The 17,331-nt window shown below is 41.8% G+C and carries 19 protein-coding genes; 6 read left to right on the top strand and 13 right to left on the bottom strand.

Annotation, left to right across the window (positions count from 1 at the left end):
• The first annotated feature begins 146 nt into the window (after nt 1-146).
• Nucleotides 147-1,010, top strand: a complete 864-nt coding sequence (locus AC4E8A_RS09465) for a glycine betaine ABC transporter substrate-binding protein (protein WP_490198196.1) — start codon at nt 147-149, stop codon at nt 1,008-1,010.
• Nucleotides 1,011-1,395: 385 nt separating this feature from the next.
• On the opposite strand, the gene AC4E8A_RS09460 is transcribed toward AC4E8A_RS09465, so the two are convergent.
• The 3 genes from AC4E8A_RS09460 to AC4E8A_RS09450 all read right to left on the bottom strand — a co-directional run bounded on the left by AC4E8A_RS09460 (nt 1,396) and on the right by AC4E8A_RS09450 (nt 3,792).
• A complete protein-coding gene (locus AC4E8A_RS09460) occupies nt 1,396-2,586 on the bottom strand; it encodes an alanyl-tRNA editing protein (RefSeq protein WP_490198195.1) in 1,191 nt (396 codons plus the stop codon).
• A 7-nt stretch (nt 2,587-2,593) separates the two neighbouring features.
• Complete coding sequence (locus tag AC4E8A_RS09455) at nt 2,594-2,797, bottom strand: hypothetical protein (protein ID WP_490198193.1); 204 nt, start codon at nt 2,795-2,797, stop codon at nt 2,594-2,596.
• 122 nt (nt 2,798-2,919) lie between these two features.
• On the bottom strand, nt 2,920-3,792 hold the full coding sequence (locus AC4E8A_RS09450) for an SDR family oxidoreductase (RefSeq protein ID WP_490198192.1): 873 nt from the start codon (nt 3,790-3,792) through the stop codon (nt 2,920-2,922).
• A 138-nt stretch (nt 3,793-3,930) separates the two neighbouring features.
• On the opposite strand from AC4E8A_RS09450, the gene AC4E8A_RS09445 reads away from it, so the two are divergent.
• Complete coding sequence (locus AC4E8A_RS09445; protein ID WP_490198190.1) at nt 3,931-4,332, top strand: hypothetical protein; 402 nt, start codon at nt 3,931-3,933, stop codon at nt 4,330-4,332.
• Nucleotides 4,333-4,678: 346 nt separating this feature from the next.
• Here AC4E8A_RS09445 and AC4E8A_RS09440 read toward each other — a convergent pair whose 3' ends face one another.
• The 3 genes from AC4E8A_RS09440 to AC4E8A_RS09430 form a co-directional block, all read right to left on the bottom strand.
• Nucleotides 4,679-5,203: a CBO0543 family protein gene (locus AC4E8A_RS09440; RefSeq protein WP_490198189.1), complete on the bottom strand. Its 525-nt coding sequence runs from the start codon at nt 5,201-5,203 to the stop codon at nt 4,679-4,681.
• A 117-nt stretch (nt 5,204-5,320) separates the two neighbouring features.
• Complete coding sequence (locus AC4E8A_RS09435) at nt 5,321-6,454, bottom strand: NAD(P)/FAD-dependent oxidoreductase (RefSeq protein ID WP_490198188.1); 1,134 nt, start codon at nt 6,452-6,454, stop codon at nt 5,321-5,323.
• 58 nt (nt 6,455-6,512) lie between these two features.
• A complete protein-coding gene (locus tag AC4E8A_RS09430; RefSeq protein WP_490198186.1) occupies nt 6,513-6,932 on the bottom strand; it encodes a hypothetical protein in 420 nt (139 codons plus the stop codon).
• 174 nt (nt 6,933-7,106) lie between these two features.
• Here AC4E8A_RS09430 and AC4E8A_RS09425 point away from each other — a divergent pair, with 174 nt between their 5' ends.
• Nucleotides 7,107-8,375, top strand: a complete 1,269-nt coding sequence (locus AC4E8A_RS09425; RefSeq protein ID WP_490198821.1) for an MDR family MFS transporter — start codon at nt 7,107-7,109, stop codon at nt 8,373-8,375.
• Between the two features lie 255 nt (nt 8,376-8,630).
• Here AC4E8A_RS09425 and AC4E8A_RS09420 read toward each other — a convergent pair whose 3' ends face one another.
• From AC4E8A_RS09420 to AC4E8A_RS09405, 4 genes are all read right to left on the bottom strand, one after another.
• Nucleotides 8,631-9,482: an STAS domain-containing protein gene (locus tag AC4E8A_RS09420; protein WP_490198185.1), complete on the bottom strand. Its 852-nt coding sequence runs from the start codon at nt 9,480-9,482 to the stop codon at nt 8,631-8,633.
• 69 nt (nt 9,483-9,551) lie between these two features.
• Nucleotides 9,552-10,904, bottom strand: a complete 1,353-nt coding sequence (locus AC4E8A_RS09415) for a Na+/H+ antiporter NhaC family protein (RefSeq protein WP_490198183.1) — start codon at nt 10,902-10,904, stop codon at nt 9,552-9,554.
• Between the two features lie 245 nt (nt 10,905-11,149).
• Entirely contained in the window at nt 11,150-11,869 is a 720-nt protein-coding gene (locus AC4E8A_RS09410) for a hypothetical protein (protein WP_490198182.1), read from the bottom strand.
• 15 nt (nt 11,870-11,884) lie between these two features.
• A complete protein-coding gene (locus AC4E8A_RS09405; RefSeq protein WP_490198181.1) occupies nt 11,885-12,088 on the bottom strand; it encodes a YbxH family protein in 204 nt (67 codons plus the stop codon).
• Between the two features lie 178 nt (nt 12,089-12,266).
• On the opposite strand from AC4E8A_RS09405, the gene AC4E8A_RS09400 reads away from it, so the two are divergent.
• Nucleotides 12,267-12,848, top strand: a complete 582-nt coding sequence (locus AC4E8A_RS09400) for an HD domain-containing protein (RefSeq protein ID WP_490198180.1) — start codon at nt 12,267-12,269, stop codon at nt 12,846-12,848.
• Nucleotides 12,849-12,929: 81 nt separating this feature from the next.
• Entirely contained in the window at nt 12,930-13,610 is a 681-nt protein-coding gene (locus AC4E8A_RS09395) for a hypothetical protein (RefSeq protein WP_490198178.1), read from the top strand.
• Here the strand turns inward: AC4E8A_RS09395 and tnpA are convergent.
• From tnpA to AC4E8A_RS09380, 3 genes are all read right to left on the bottom strand, one after another.
• The gene (gene tnpA, locus AC4E8A_RS09390; protein ID WP_119549773.1) at nt 13,538-13,999 is read right to left on the bottom strand and encodes an IS200/IS605 family transposase; all 462 of its coding nucleotides are present in this window, start codon (nt 13,997-13,999) and stop codon (nt 13,538-13,540) included. The two genes, AC4E8A_RS09395 and tnpA, sit on opposite strands and share 73 nt — an antisense overlap.
• Nucleotides 14,000-14,178: 179 nt before the next feature.
• Nucleotides 14,179-14,358 (bottom strand): hypothetical protein, encoded by a 180-nt coding sequence (locus AC4E8A_RS09385; RefSeq protein ID WP_490198177.1) that lies wholly within the window; start codon nt 14,356-14,358, stop codon nt 14,179-14,181.
• A gap of 66 nt (nt 14,359-14,424) precedes the next feature.
• Entirely contained in the window at nt 14,425-14,847 is a 423-nt protein-coding gene (locus AC4E8A_RS09380) for a GNAT family N-acetyltransferase (RefSeq protein ID WP_490198819.1), read from the bottom strand.
• Between the two features lie 810 nt (nt 14,848-15,657).
• Between AC4E8A_RS09380 and AC4E8A_RS09375 the strand changes: the two genes are divergently transcribed.
• On the top strand, nt 15,658-16,674 hold the full coding sequence (locus tag AC4E8A_RS09375; RefSeq protein ID WP_490198817.1) for an NADP-dependent oxidoreductase: 1,017 nt from the start codon (nt 15,658-15,660) through the stop codon (nt 16,672-16,674).
• Nucleotides 16,675-17,331 lie beyond the last annotated feature (657 nt).

Here is a 17,331-nt window from a genome sequence, read left to right as displayed (position 1 = left end):
TTAATACAGTTGATTATACTGTATCTACATGTAAAAGAGAAGAAATTTTTTAATTTTACTGACACATTCAACCTTTAACTTTGCATATTGATCTGTCAGCAGGAAATAATAACTCAAAATACTAACTGAAATTTGAGGTGTAGGGAATGAAGAAAGTATTAGACTTAATCGTTTTGGGGTTAATTTCCACAGGGGTTCTGCTGACCGGTTGTAACAATGATGGCAGTGAAGATGGAGGAGGCAAATCGCTTGTCATCGGGCTGAATAACTGGGCTGAAAATGTTGCCGTCTCTAATATGTGGAAAGTGATCCTCGAAGAGAAAGATTATGAAGTTGAGTTAAAGTCAATGGAAAAAGCACCTGTTTGGCTGGGAATCACAAGGGATGAACTGGATATCGCTCCTGAAGTCTGGCTCCCTAATACGGATAAACCTCTTATGGAGAAATATGAAAAAGAACTTACTATACATGAAATTTGGTATGAAAATACAGGACTCGGGCTGGTAGTCCCTTCTTATATGGAAGATATCTCGAGTATTGATGAACTGAATGATAGAAAAGATGAGTTCGGCGGCAGGATTGTCGGTATTGATCCAGGAGCAAGCTTAACATCTACGACGAAGGATGCAATCGAAGAATATGGACTTGAACTGGATTTAGTTACAAGTTCCGGTCCTGCCATGATGGCTGAATTATCCAAAGCCTATAAAGACAAGGAGCCGATCGTGGTCACCCTTTGGAATCCTCATTGGGCTTTCTCGGAGTATGACCTAAAATATCTCGAAGATCCAAAGAAGGTGTATGGAGAAGCGGATGATATTCACTATATGACTAGAAAAGGCTTTGAAGAGGATCATCCTGACGTGATTAAATGGATGGATAACTGGAAAATGGATGATGAATCCCTTGGAAGCCTGATGGCGACCATCAAAGATGCCGGTGACCCTGCTGAAGGGGCAAAAACGTGGATCGAGGAAAACCGCAAGCAGGTCGATGAGTGGCTGAAGTGAGGAAGGCATAGTCAGCATAGGCTTACTAACGTAACCGGTTTTGTTTTCGTGTACAAACCGTAATTTTTTCAAGGAAATTCATAGCCATACTGGGATAAAAATCTCAGGATGAATTACACAGAAACGGTCAGTGGCAGATGCCTCTGACCGATCTTTTTCAAGGGTATTTTGGTCTTTGAAAAGGGTCAGGCGATTTTCTCTTCAGATGCTCAACACCTCGGCGCGGCGGTGAACCAAAAAGCGCTAAGGTAAAACCAAAGGCGCTCTTTACCCACCCTTTATTTTTTGAGCAACTAAACTAAGGCCACTAGCATCACAATAAAAGGGCTCTTAACCCGTTTCAACATCAATCAATTTCACCTATCCCCTTAAATCTTTTAAAAATTTATAGTTTCTCCACCAATCGCTTCAGCAACTCTTCGCCGGTCATAACGGCACTGCCTCCTCCTTGAGTCAAATACGAATTTCCTCCTCCTTTTCCGTTCGTGATCTCCAGGGCAATCCCGATGAGGTCCTTCATATTTTTTTGGCAGGATGGTGCAGCGCCAAACACAAATTGCAGCTTATCGCCATTTTCACTCACTAACAAGACGACCACTTCATGATCTTGGAGAATCGTTCTGGCCACTTTCTGCATTTCAGCCATGGAACGGTTTTGAAGGACTTTTTTCACCAGTTTGGCCCCGGGTATATCCACTGATGACTGAACAAGATCTTCTGCTTCATAAGTGAGGATTGTCTGCCGTGCCTCCTCGAGGAGCTTCTCCGTTTTCTTTGCGTTTTCTATAAGCGTCGTAACAGCTGACACCATTTCTGTTGGAGGAGCATTCACTATTCCCGTGAGTTGTTTTAAAGTGGCGTTTTTCTCATGAAGCTGCTCTACAACACGCTGTCCGCAAACAAATGTAATTCTTGTATTTTTTCTTTGCGTTTCCCTGCCCAGAATCTTAATAAGCCCTACTTCACCGGTAGACCGGGGGTGCGTGCCTCCACAGCCGCTATAGTCAAATTCAGGTATGATGACCAGCCTGATGTCTTCCTCCACTGTCAGTTCCTTTCTGAGCGGGAATTGGCCAGCCTCGTTTTTGTTTACCCATTTTGTGTGTATCGGCAAGTTCCTCAAAATCACTTCATTGGCAAGCTCCTCCGCTAGCAGGATTTCTGCTTCAGTTAATTCAGGAGTGTTCAAATCAATGGTACAAAGGGCTTTTCCAAGGTGAAAACTCTCGGTTTGATATCCAAGATGATCCGCAAAGCCTGCAGAAAGGATATGCTGCCCTGCATGCTGCTGCATATGGTCAAACCTTCTTGTCCAGTCGATTTCCCCTGTTATTTCACCATTTGTTTCGAGAGGACTGTCGAGATAGTGGCGTATGACCCCACCTACTTCCTCGACTTCTAGGACGGTGCTGTTGTTCAGTACACCTGTATCAAAAGGCTGCCCGCCTCCTGTTGGATAAAAAGCCGTTTTTTCCAAGACGGCAAACCATCTTCCGTCTTCATTTTTCTGTTGTGACATCAATTTTGATTTGAATTGGCGAAGATATGGATCATGATAATATAGTTTCTCTTTCAATTCTCTCTCACCTTCTCTGTTCAATATAACCAGCTGGATCGGTAAACATAGAGATGATATCGATGATCCCTGCATAGACAAGCACTATCCCCAGCAGGATAAAACCTATCTTCACAATTTTATTTTGCACATTTTCAGTATTTTTTCCCTTCAGTCCATAAAATGCGAAGATCAAAAGGCCAATACCTGCCAATAACGATACGATGAACATCCGAATGCCTCCTTCTCGAAGCCTTATAATGATTGTATATCTCTTACTACCTGTTTTTCCATCGAGATGATTTTTCAAACTCACAACAAAGGCACTTCCAGTTAACTGGAAGTGCCTTGATTTTACCCGTTTACAATTGTCCCGCCATTCACATGAATCATTTGTCCGGTGATATAGGAAGCATCTTCGCTGGCAAGGAATACATAGCTTCCTGCAAGTTCTGCAGGCTGCCCCGGTCTCTTCATTGGAACCGGCACTGAATCTGATCCGAATCCTTCTACCTTATCTTCTGAGAAGGAAGATGGGATAAGAGGCGTCCAAATTGGGCCGGGTGCTACTGCATTTACCCTGATTTTGCGATCGAGCAGTGACTGTGAAAGTGACCTTGTGTATGTCGTAATCGCCCCTTTGGTTGCAGAATAATCTATCAGTGACGGCATTCCCTGATAAGCCGTGATGGAAGAGGTATTGATGACCGCCCCGCCTTCCTTCATGTGCTTCAGTGCTTCTTTAGTCAGATAAAACATGGAAAAAATATTTGTTTCGAATGTTCTTGTCAGCTGTTCTTTGCTTATATCTTCAATAGAATCCTGAGGATGCTGCTCACCTGCATTATTAACCAGGATATCCAGCTTGCCGAATTCTTCAACCGTCTTTTGGACAGCCTTCTGACAGAATTCTTCGTCCGCAATGTCTCCAGGGATCAGTATGCATTTCCCTCCCTCTTTTTCCACATATTCCTTTGTTTCCTTTGCATCACTGTCTTCTTCAAGATAAACGATTGCTACATCTGCACCTTCCTTTGCATAGGCAACAGAGACAGCTCTTCCGATGCCGCTGTCTCCTCCAGTAATCAATGCAGTTTTACCATTTAACCTTTTTGCCACTCCGGCAAGGTTGCCAGTGAAATCAGGTCTTGGATTCATATCGGATTCTAATCCAGGCTGATGGCTTTGTTCCTGTCCAGGTATTGATTCTGGTCTTTTTTCTGTCATAAGTCTACCCCTCCAAATAGTTGAAATATATTTTTCTCTTCCCTGTGAATAGGAACATAAAACATCGCTTCGCCTTACCGGGGTCTTTTATGAATGATAATTTTTTCAAAGGGTAATTTAGTAAAAAGGAGGAATACGATGACTGAATTCGTTGAAAAGATAAGAAGTTTATCTAAACATGTATCCAGTGATATAAGTACGATGATCAAGGACCACCTGCACGAAAAGATTGAATTTCATGAGTTGGTTGCACTCATCAAGGGACATGAGAAAACGAAGTACTCCAGAAGACAGCTTCTCGGAAATGTCTATACTATATACACTCTTAACTTGTTTCCATTTTCCCTTCATTTGGAGATGAAAGGAGAATGGAACCCGTTTATCTTGCAGTTGACTATTTCATCTCAGGAGAAACAGGTGTTTTCTTACAACTCTTATGAAGACAAATCTAAAAAGAGCAAGATGATTCCTCTCCCTAAACCATTATTCGACACGTTAGCCCACCATCCACAGCACCATACTTTAAAGAAGCCCTTATAAAGTTAAGGGTTCCATTTTCGAGTGTTCCAGAATGACAAATTAATGAGGCAGTTTTCGCAAAGAATGCTGCCATGAGAAAATCCCAAGATCCGGAATTTCCACCTGGCTGCTAGATGTTTTCTATCTTGTCAGGGAGAGAATGAGTGTCGCCATTCCTGTTCAAATTCGTATTCAAAAGCGTCAATAATCAAGAATGGTCCCCTAAAAAAGATGGATCAGAGGCATCAGCCACTGACCATTTTTTATGAAATCTTCTTGTTGTTTTTGCGGCCATCAACTCAGCCAATTAGTTAAGTGGAAATTCGAAAATAAACTGTTACTTATAAAGGGGCTCCGCTGATTGGTATCACTTTATGACATCTGCAGGCACATCAAAAATCAACCACAGGGTGACGATGATCGGTACTGATAACGCCCAAGCAAAAAGAGGTCTTTTATAATGGATGATCAGCAAAGTAAACATGATGATATTAAAAACAATGTCCCATCCAAAATTCCAGCCTCTGTGATAGGTCAAACTACCATATAAATGTGTGATTAATTCGTTCAAGCCATAAATCCCTGTCCAAAAAAACACCCATAGCACTTGTTTTATCAATGTGTCCGGCAGCCTTCCAATAAAGATAGCAACCGTCACTGAATATTGGATAGCCATTTTAGACAAGGCAATAAAAGTATGATTTAAATAAAAGAGCCGATCTATTTTATCCATGGGGTGGAATAGCCATAGAGAGTGATTAAAAAGCAGGAACTGTGATAACAGGTCACCTATGACAAAATAGAGGATGGTGGGATAAAAATGATCAAATTTTGACCAATTCCCGTATTTAATTCCTGCCACTATATATATAACCAATATGATAATACTCATTTTAAAACCTTTCAGAAAATATATTTACCTTATTTTCATACAAGGTTCACCTTTTTATGTGTGATAAGTGTATATTCCATTTCTTACTTATTCATTTTTTTGTCCGATAACATTTCCTTATTCTGTTCGTACATCTACAGCTCCAGAAACGGGATAATCTTCCAAATCCAATTCTGTTTCTTTGCCCAGTGCCAGCCTCGCAAGCTCGGCGCCAAGGTATGGCCCGCTCGTAAGGCCGGATGCGCCAAGACCATTCGCCAGCAAGATTCCCTTATATCCTGGAACCATTCCGATTACCGGCAGAAACCCCGGTGTATAAGGCCTGAATCCTACTCTTGTTTCTAAAATCGTGCCATTCTGCATTCCTGGTGCAACACTTATAGCCTTTTCCAGTATTTCATAAAGGCCGCCTGCTGTCGGGCGTACATCAAAGCCAGTATTGTCTTCATGTGTGGCTCCCGCTACTATGCGGCCATCAGCAAAACTTAAGAGGTATTGATTAGTAGGCGGCATGACAACCGGCCAGTCCTCTGTTTCCATTCCTTCCATACAAATATGGAGAATCTGTGCCTTTTGAAAGGAAACTTGGAAGTCAATACCCAGCTGCCTAATCAGCTCTGAAGCCCAGGCGCCTCCAGTAAGAATTACTTCATCTGCCAGGAGGTGTTCCCCTTCCAGCTCAATGCCAATGACCTTATTGGTGGAATCAGTAAGCAGGGAACCTTTTCCATGAATCAATCGTGCCCCATTTTTAATCGCAGCATTTATTAGCGCATCCCTCAGCGCTCTTCCATTCACCCGGGCTCCACCGCTTATATATACAGACCCATACTCCTCAGATAATAACGGGAATCGTTTTTTGGTCTCTTCATTGGACAATATTTTCACCTCGCCAATTTCAGGGGCACCATCCTCCCGCCTCTTTATGGTACGCTCGGCCATTTTTTTCAGCTTGTCTTCATCCTTATGGAGACTCAATGCTCCTACTCTTTTGTATCCAGTCTCGGTTTCCCCTTCTTCCTCTAATTGCTTTATCAGGGAAGGATAGTAACGGGCGCCGCCCTTCACCAGGCGGTACCAGGCTTTATTGCGCCGTTGGGAAATCCAGGGACATACAATTCCTGCAGCTGCATCAGTAGCCTGCCCGGGATGGTGCTGGTCAACCATTAGGACCTCAGCGCCCTCCTTTGCCAAATGGTAAGCAGTAGAAGCTCCCAGAATCCCCCCGCCAACAACAATGATCCTCTTCAATTTGAACACCACTTTCTTGTATCTTATTCGTAGATTGTACTAAACCAGGACTGGATTCTCAAATTGAAGAGCTGGTGGAGATTCTGCCCTTTTCTTTATAAAAACTGGATAATAATATGAAACCCGACAGAATCAGCATTGGTTCCTGAAGGGATATGCTTAAATGAAAAAAGGAAGGGAGTGTCATGAAGGGAGTGAAAAAATAAAAAAGCGAATGCAAACCCACATACAATGCCGGGATGCCGGCACCTGCAAATTTCTTGTAATCAAACTTCCAGTTCCCTGGATTGTCTCTGTATCTTAATAAAGAAGGAATCCCCAACAGCATTCCACCGATTAAATACTGGATGGTAACAAAATAGATGGTATAAGGATATAAGATAAATGTGTTCATACCGTATTCCCTGATCATGTTTCCCAAAAAGCGTGTGGCAACCCAATAGAAGAAAAACAACAAAAAGGAAAGAACATATTTCACCCCAATTTTCACCTCCACTTCTTAGTACACTATACGGAAGAATCTGCAGAGGGTCCACTCAATTAAAAGATTATTCAAAAAATATCCAATATAGCTATTTTTCGGTTATTATATACGATGGAGTATGTTAGAGAGAAGGTGAAATGATTGAATTCATTTAGACAATTGAAAGATATGGATAGAAATGTATGGATCCGTTTTACCGGTGAAGCAATCAACGGTATTGCCTTCATGATGCTTATGCCGTTCTTTGCACTTTATCTTAAGGACAAAGTCGATTCCTTATGGCTGGTTGGAGTCGTCATGGCTGTTGCGCCGATTGCTTCAGTAGTCGGAACTATGCTCGGCGGAAAGCTGGCCGATGTATATGGCCGAAAACCGATTATGGTGATTTCTATGCTGGGAAACAGTTTTGTCATGCTTGGGTTTGTTTTCTTTGATACGTTTATTGCATTTATATTTCTTTCAGCATTCATGGGATTCTTTAATTCCCTTTTCCACCCCGCAGCATCTGCTATGGTCGCAGATGTAACAGCACCAGATAAAAGGACGGAAGCATTCGGACTTTTAAGGCTGGGGCATAACGTCGGGGCAGCGGTGGGTCCATTGATTGGTGCTTCCATCATTGTTTTTTCAAAGTCGGTAATCTTTATGATAGCAGCTGGGTCTGTTTTCATTTACTCGGTTGTCGTGGCATTGTTTATCTATGAAAGTCTTCCCAAGCGTGAACGAAATGAATCGGATCTGCAGGAAGAGCAGGGAAATGAGAACCTTCCCTCCCCTTTACAAGTGCTTTTGAAGGATAAGCTTCTGTTGGCCTTTGTACTGACAGGTGTTGTTATTTCCATGAGCTTTTCCCAAACGGAGGGTATGCTTCCACTTCATTTTGATAATGAATTGAAGCACATTCCGGCAGAGAAAAACCCGTTCCCTTACCTGATGGCCTTCAATGGTTTATTAGTCGTGCTATTCCAATTTCCCATCTCCAGCTGGGCCGGAAAGAGGAAAGTTGGGTCCGTTATGCTTTTAGGGGCATTCTTATTTGGGCTTGGCCAAATAGCCATCGCATGGTTCCCATCCTTCTTTTATGCCCAACAAAGTGAATACGTCACGATGATGGTCATCCTTTTGGCTGTCTATGGAGTTTACACCGTTGGAGAAATGCTGATCAGTCCTGTGCAAATGACATTCATCTCAAATATTGCTCCTGAACATTTGCGAGGCACTTATATGGGGGCTTCTGGCCTTCAATGGATATTGGGTGGAGCTGTCGGGCCTCTCATTTCAGGTTTTCTGCTTGACCGTTCACTTGGAAATGTAATGTTTACAATGCTGGGGATTGGATGTATGGCAGCCGGTTTGGTTTATGTACTGATCGATAAAATGGCTGCAAGAAACCAGCCCTCTCCTGTTGCAGTCCAAGAGCAGGAAAAGACAGTTTAGAGCTTGTATGTTTCTTCTTATTATAATATTTTAAGAGCAGTTATAAACGATGTCCTCATGTTTTCCATTTGGCGGAATCCGCTTAGGAAAATCAAAAATCGATGAGGGCAGTTTGTCGGAGTTGAAACACGGGTCTCGCTAACCATTAAGATCCACCAATCAATGCAAAAATACATTGGCAAATTTTGAATTTAATATTAGTCAACACACAAACAGCCCGCGGACCAGTCATGTGATCCACGGGCTGTTTGTTTATTATTTTGGCGACATCGAGCCGACACTTTTGGCAATGGAATTCGATAAGGTGGATTCAATGGAAATCCTGTCAAGGGGAATCCCCAGCTGGACGGCAGTTACCGCAATTTCCGGACGGATTCCGGAAAGAGTTGCCTTTACCCCGATAAGGCTGAGCGCATCAATCAATTGAAAAATCTCATGTGCCACCATTGTATCAATAATGACAACCCCGGATAAATCAATGAATAGACGGTCTACTTCTTTAACCGTACATTGCTGCAGAGTATTTTCCAGGATAACCTTTGCCCTGGCCGTATCTATATCCCCGACAAGCGGAAGCAGTGCACTATCAGAACTGATGGAGATAACTGGAGAACTCAGTTCGTTAATCATCTCCTGCTGGGCCCGCAGCTGCTTTATTGAAGCATTATGTGTTCCTTCTACAAACTGAAGCACAACATGATCTATTACATTCTGAATTTGACCCTTCCAATGGTCAATCCTTTGCTGTTCAATATTTTCATCTATAGCTATTGTAAATTGAGTGATATAAGCGAAGTACTGATCCCTTACTCTCAGAAATTCCCGTATTACATTGTGAATTGGGGTATCAATATGGGCACCATCGTTTGCAATTTTATGTATCCATTTATTGAACTTTTCAAAGAAAATCTCTTTTTCTTCAACAAATAGATTGGCCATATTCACATAGAATTCATGATTCTGGTCTTTTAATTGATTGATAGAGTCTAGGTCTGTTGTTGTATAGATTCCTGATGAACTGCCTTTATCAATCGATTGATACCATTCTTCACTCATCTCTTTTGTATTATTCATGAAAAATTCATGCAATTGCTGGTTCAGACGCATAGTCCCGCTCCCTTCATAAGCGTTTACATCAATATAGTACCCTATTCATACATAAAAAGATACAAAATATTACTCTTTTTGGTTCATGGCCGGCTTCCCGGTTTTTACATAACGCAGCCCTTTACGATACTGTTTATAGAATGAAAGAATCAAGGTCAATACCGGGAGGGACCACAAGAAAATAGCATAAGGAAGATAAGCCAGAATCGGCATTCCTAAAATGGTACTGCACATAATGGCCAATACACTCCAGGGTATCATTCCCGGAAAGAGCATAGTCGAATCTCCCAGTACCCTTGCAAGTTCAGGCTTGCCATACCTTTCAGTCCAATGCGTCAGAAATGAACGTCCCGTTAGGATGATCGGCAGAGTTTGGTTCGCTGAAATCAATGAAATGACGAATGTCGCAAAGATCGTTTTGAGAGAATCATTGAATAAACCTTTCGAGTGCGTCAGCCAGCGGTCCAGGAGCGGCTGGATGACTTTGTATCCTTCAAGCACTCCGTTGAATGCACCTGCCAATGCTAAGAAAAGCAACAGGAAATACATGCTGGAAAGGCCTCCGCCTGCCCCTTCTGCCCCAAACCAAAGTGAGCTGATTACCGCGCGGACATCTGCCCCATTTGACAAGGAGATAATGATAGCAGTTAGAACGCTGAAGATGAAGGCATACAAAATTTTAAACCTGAGAAGGACAAAAACAACCAGGATGATTGGCGGTAAGAATTTCACAATCGAAACACCGCTCCATTGAAATGCTTCATGAGTGAAAATCGTCATCCCGAAAATGGTTTTCATATCCATCACTATGTAAAATGCTGCACAGATGATAATGGCAGCTAATGTTGTAGGCAGAAATGCCCGGAACTGTCTGCCTGCAGGGACTTCCACTGTATGGGAAAGCAATTGATGGGAACTGGAAAATGGTGAAGTCCTGTCTCCTACAAACGCACCCGAAATCAATGCCCCAGCTGTAATAGCAGCAGGAAGATCTAAAGCAAGTGCACTGCTCATGATAGGAATCCCAATTGCACTTAAAGTACCCACGGAGGTTCCAAGAATCATCGAGAAGATAAGGGAACTGAAGAAAGACACCAGAAAAAAATGATCAGGCGTAATCAAATGCAAAGCAATGGAAACAAGCTGGTCAATGACACCGGAAGTATACCAGGATGGAAGAAGAAAGCTCACTAGAAGCAAAATATAAATTACCCCTCTCGTTTTCTTAACACCCGTCCAAGAGATGAAGAAAACTTCAGCAGGCTTCCCTCCCTTCAATAACACAGCAAAAACTAATATCAAATAGCCTGGCAAAAAGCCAAAGAACAAAGGAATATCAATTCCGACTGAGAGTAATATTCCAGATAAAGTAACCACTATAATGGCAAGAACTTGATGGACGGAAAAATGAAAATTCCCCATAAACCCATCTCCCTTTAAAACGTATTAATACATCTTACTATAACCGGTGATACAGTGGATGAAAAGAGGCTTAGAAAAGAACAAAAGGAAAAGTGACTTAAGAAGGAGGCTCTTTAACTCTCTAGCCGGTTCAGCTTAAGACCCATGGCCTTGAGCTGAACGCAGGGAACATTCTTATCTGCCCCAAGATTTTTTATAGTATAAATAATGAAAAAAGAACCGCTGAGAAAGCGGCCCCCAAAAAATCAATCAAATGAAAACTCACTCAGCTTATCACTATGGCTGGCAATCATGGCAATCATTGTGTTGGCTTCTTCTTTACTGAAGATAAAATGGGATTCGTCTTTAATCAAATTTCCATCCTCTGCCCTGATCCGGTTTATCCTTTTCAGGACCCCATCGCCGGTTTCGTTGATAATACCAAACTGGTACGTCACCTCAACCTCGTCGCCGTGAATGAACGCAGTCACTTCAGGAGTCTCCCACTCAACCTCGATTTCTTCCAGGATACCATCCTCTTCTGCCTGCTCCTCGTAATCGTAATCATAGTCATCGACCACGTAATGAACCGGCCCCTCTTCATTTTCATCATCAACAATATAATCGATATGATCATCATATTCAACTGGTTCATCATAGAAATCTACTTCCTCCATACTCAAATAATCATGGAGACTTTCATGCACAGCATCCACAATGTCCTCTATATCTGGAAGAATGATCTTGAGAGATTGGCCGTAGTCGATATCATATGATTCCATATAAAATTCATCATTGTAAGGATCGAACAGCAAGGTACAGAAGAAGTCCCTTTCCTGGTCTTCTGTTTCCACGTAGAATTCCACTCTAGGATGTCTGGCACCTCTATCAATATTCATCTGTCCCACTTGATCATACTTGTTACATATGGATTCAAGATGATCTTGCAATTCTCCGCTTACTCTGTCAAACCATTCTAAATTCATCTTTTCCCTTCCTCTCTATCCTTCACTATGGATGGCATTTTCATAGCAATAATGTGTTACAAGTTCTTCAATCATATTGTGCTCTGGGTATTTCCCACTGAAATCAAACTCAATTTCCTCTAAAAAGGTCCCGTTCTTATAGACATGAATGGCCCCTTTCTGGCTTATCACACTGAATTCAGGTTCAAATACAAAACCATTTCTCTCGATTGCTCCCATCTCATTGCTCCTTATAGGGTTTCTCCTTTCTAGTATGATTAAAAACCGGCAGGAATAACCTCTCTGACAAGCAGTTATATTTTATGATAAAATTTCCATATGACATAAGTATCTTGTCAACGGTTTATAAGGACAGGAATAGGAAAAAAGACAATGTTGCCAAAGGGGAGCCGTGCAAATGGAACAATCATTTGATTTTTTATTGGAAATCGATAAGCTAAAACAAATTATAAGAAGAACGTACATATCGGATGGCAGCCGGAACGAAAATACGGCGGAACACTCCTGGCATGTATCCATGATGGCCATGACATTGTGGGAATACTATGAACATAAAGAGAGTGTGGATGTATTCAAAAGTGTAAAGATGCTATTGCTTCATGATATTGTGGAAATAGATGCAGGAGATACATATGCATTTGATGAGCAAGGCTATCAAGAGAAACAGGAGAGAGAACAACAGGCAGCCGACAGATTATTTGGCATGCTGCCAGATCAGACCGGGCAAGACTTCCGGACTGTCTGGGATGAATTCGAAGAAGGGTCCTCACCTGAAGCAGTTTTCGCACATATCATCGATCACATTCAGCCATTGATGCTTAACATAGCCACTTCAGGAATCTCTTGGAAAGAACATGGAATCTACTCTCATCAGGTCCTGAATCGAAACAGCTGGATCAAAGACATCTCGCCGGCTATCTATAATCAAATAGAAAGATGGGTCGACCAAGGAATTGAAAACGGCTGGCTGAAACCCTAAATATCCTTTATCACTTTAAAGCAGTCGGGGACAGTCCCCAACCGCTTTAAAGCACTAAAGGAACACACCAAGGGGGATTAGATGAATAATTCACAAGTAACAGAAGGTCTGAGAAGGTATACTGACTTGCTCAAGCATCTAAGAACGAAAAGCTTAGAACATAGATACACCTATAATGGAAGGAAATGGTCAGTCAAGCAAATGATCAGCCATATCTACAGATGGGATTTGTATTTGATCAACACCATTTTGCGTGCAGGAATCCACGTTAAAGCCGTCACTTTTCCTTCTCACGATGAGTACAATGCACAGTCAGAAGCCTATGCTGCAACAGTCATTTTTGAAGACTTGCTCAATCAATCCATTCATGCGAGAGGTCAATTAGTCCAAGATTTGGTTACAAATGATGGGACGCTTAGTGAATCAATCACAGTCAATGGGAAGACAAACTGTCCCAACACAGGGGCACGTTATACCTTGAACTACCTGATGATTGAATTCATTGAACATGATACACATCATTCCAAGCAAATACAGCAATATTTGACATTGGCAGAAATCAAAACCACCAGTGTGAACTGGTGGTTTGCTCTGCGGCTGGAAGCCTCTCTTACCGGCCTCGGCCTAAAAGGCCCACTGAATGGTTTCCCTTCTGCACCACATTCACTCACTAATTCTAAAGAATTTCTTTATTTCTTCCGATTTTTCTGTCCGGTAAACGGGTCATGTTCCTCGAACAATGTTAACTGGTCGGCCATATAATCTTCCTTCAGCTGATTCTTAATGTATTCTTGGATTTGCTTCTTGTTTCTGCCCACTGTATCAACATAGAATCCACGACACCAGAATTTTCGATTTCCATATCGATATTTCAAATTGGCATGGCGATCAAATATCATGAGACTGCTTTTTCCTTTTAAGTAACCCATGAATTGAGATACGCTTAACTTTGGTGGGATACTCACTAACATATGAATGTGATCCGGGCAGGCATTTGCTTCATGAATTATGACACCTTTCCTTTCACACAAATCTCGAATAATTTGCCCAATACTCTTTTTGTATTTTCCATATATAATCTGTCTTCTGTATTTCGGTGCAAATACTAAGTGATACTTACAATTCCAAGTTGTATGTGCTAAACTGTTCATGTCCTTCACAGGGCATACCTCCTTCTATGATGGAATGAAGTGGTCGGGAAACCAACTTTATCCTATCATGGAAGCGAGGTTTTTTTAATACCACGCTTTAAGCTCTCTGGAACCCCCGGCATAGCCAGGGGTTTTCAAGATCATCAAAACAAAATAAAAAACGCCTTTCACGGCGTTTTTTACTTTTCATCATTGTCATTTCCAGTCAGATTCTTAATGGCTTTAGAAGTGGTATCCACTGTTCCCATTGCTATATTTTCAGTAGCTTCCAACCCTTTATGAGCCGCATGGAAAACCGCACCTGCACTATCTTTAATATTATTTGTGATAGTTTCTTTCTGCTGTTTGTTTTCTGACATATGATCACCTCCTGCCATGCATAGGATATGCAATTATCAGGAAAAAATCCATATCTTCATACTACCTCATTCAGCAATCCGCTTCTCTAGATAGAACTGCTTGCTGCCTTTAGGAAAGTCCTCAATGGTTCCAACCACTTTATAACCCTGTTTTTTATAAAACCCCGGTGCCTGGAAACTGAATGTATCAAGGACGATTAAATAGCACCCCTTTTCTTTTGCTAAGATCTCCATCCTGGTCAACAGTTCCTCTCCGACTCCTTGGTGACGGTGCGCATTGTCTACCCAGAGGAAGTCAACATGGCAATGCCCCCAGAATAGTGTCGCTGTAATTCCTCCAACAATCTCCTCATTATCGTCCCTCACCATGAAGCTTTCATTAAGAAGCGGTGTCTTCACCTGCTCACTAATTTGCTGCATGTTATGTTCAATCACTTTTTTTCTTATAAAATCGCTGTCTTCCTGATTCCATTGTTGTAAAATCTTCATCATTTTTTCATCCTTCCTTTTATCTGAGGGTGAACGTCTGAATGGAAAGGCCTCCACTTTCCAGTTCAGTCCACTCACCATTTGTAAACTCAGAAATCGTTTCTCTCCAAAAATTTTGTGCTTTTAATTGGCTCTTTTCGTAAACTTTGTTGCTATTTGATAATAATTCAGAAAGATAGTGGAGTAATGAACGGAAAAAACCCTGTTTAACAAGAGAGAAAAACTTAGTATGCAGGGGAAAAATCGGGCTTTTGGGATTTTTCCGAAAGCAAAGATATATGCGAAACAGCCTTTTCATTTGGGAAACTTCCCATTCTCCCTTAAACCGATTGAATAACCTAAGAGCAGAGATTTTCCCTACTCCTGACCGGCGATATTTTTTCATCCCAAAAAAAATTCTGTCATGGAATAATAATTTTTTTTTCTTCCTCCACAAACCTTACGAAAGCAAAGCCTGCATATTCATCTTCACATTTTAGGAGAAAGAGAAACCGTTCCTCCTCAACCCACTAGTGATCCAAGTAGGGATACTCTCCGAATTTACCTTGTTCCGAAACATCCGCATCATGAAACGGATTTCGTAAGATTTCTTTCTGACTCAATCCTGCTTCCAGTAAGGTGATTTCCATACCTTCCCTCTTTCTACACACCAAAGTTGGAGGTTTTTATTCCGACCAACTAGATTCGATATTCTATAGCAGGATTCCTTCTTTCGGGTCACTTTCCAATGATTTGAGCGTTACTTTTTCTTACCGCTTCACTTTATGCTACCTTTAATAATGATAAGAAAAATGAGGAGGAATATAAATGCTGCCTAAAACTCAAAAGCAAATCAAATTGGCTTCACGCCCACATGGAATACCGGAGAAAACAGATTTCCAATATGACGAAATCGCTGTAACGGAGCCTGGTGATGAACAATTACTCCTTAGAACCATCTACCTGTCAGTAGACCCTTATATGAGAGGCCGGATGTCTGCAGCTAAATCGTATGTAGAACCCTTTACCGTCGGGGAACCAATCGAAGGTGGCGTAGTGTCCAAAGTTGTCCAATCCAATTCCAGCCACTTAAAAGAGGGTGATTTTGTCATAGGGATGCTTCCTTGGAAGGAGTACTCCATTGTAAACGAAAAAGAAGTCCGCAAAGTCGATCCATCCATCGCCCCTTTATCATCATATCTGAGCATCCTCGGAATGACAGGGTTGACCGCTTATTTCGGATTACTGGATATCGGCCAGCCCAAAGAAGGTGAAACGGTGGTGATCTCCGGTGCAGCAGGTGCTGTAGGTTCAGCAGCCGGCCAAATCGCAAAAATTAAAGGGGCCAATGTCGTGGGCATTGCCGGCTCCGATGAAAAAGTGGAATATTTGACTGACAAACTCGGTTTCGACAAAGCGATTAATTACAAAACATGCGGGAATATTAGAGAAGCACTGAAAGAAGTGTGCCCAAACGGAATTGACGTCTACTTCGAAAATGTTGGAGGAGAAATAGGCGATGCAGCCATTAGCCTTCTGAACAAATTCGCCCGAGTGCCGGTTTGCGGGGCCATTTCCGCTTATAATAACACAGAAGCAGATATCGGTCACCGCGTTCAATCCTATTTGATTAAATCAAGCGCCCTCATGAAAGGATTCGTCGTCAATGATTACGCCGATCGCTTTAAAGAAGGAGCAGCAGATCTGGGTAAATGGGTTTCTGAAGGTAAGTTAACGTATGAAGAATCAATTACTGAAGGATTCGAAAATGTCCCCGATGCTTTCCTTGGGTTGTTTACTGGCAGCAATCTTGGAAAGCAGTTAGTTAAGGTGAGTGAAGAAGAATAAATAGGGCTGCTTAGATCATCATAGGACCGGTAAACCTGTTGACCCGGGTGATGCTGGTCTTATGAAGCTTTTTTGACTAACTCCTATTTGCACTTTTTGTGATCATTCGTGTCACGAGACCTCTCAATGATACGCTGATCTCTATTCCTATTTAAGAAAAGGCTTATGATGCTTTCATGGGACACTCTATTCTTATTTATCCTTTAAAAGTTGACTTATAACGGGCTCATGAGACACTCTTTTCTCAATTTCCCACTAAAAATGGGCTTATGACGCTCTTATCGGACACACTATTCTCATTTTTCCTTTTTAAAATGGGCTCATGATGCTCTCATGGGACACTCTATTCTTATTTTTCCTTTTAAAATGGGCTCATGATGCTTTTATGAGACACTCTATTCCTAGTTCTCCCTTAAATATTGGCTCATGACGCTCTCATGAGTCACTCTAATCTCATTCCCCCTTTTTGAAATGGGCTCATCACGCTCTCATGAGTCACTCTATTCTCAAAATCCCTTTAAAAGTGGGCCATGAAATTCCTCCTCCAATACTGAGCCAATGAATCTTCAATAAGCTACCCTTCCTAATCGACTTCTATTTTGCTAGCTCATAGTCCACTTATGAGTCATCCTCCTCTCTAATGAAATTCCAGGAAAG

The organism is Bacillus sp. SRL337, from assembly GCF_984799155.1.
This window is presented reverse-complemented; position numbering and strand designations above follow the sequence as displayed.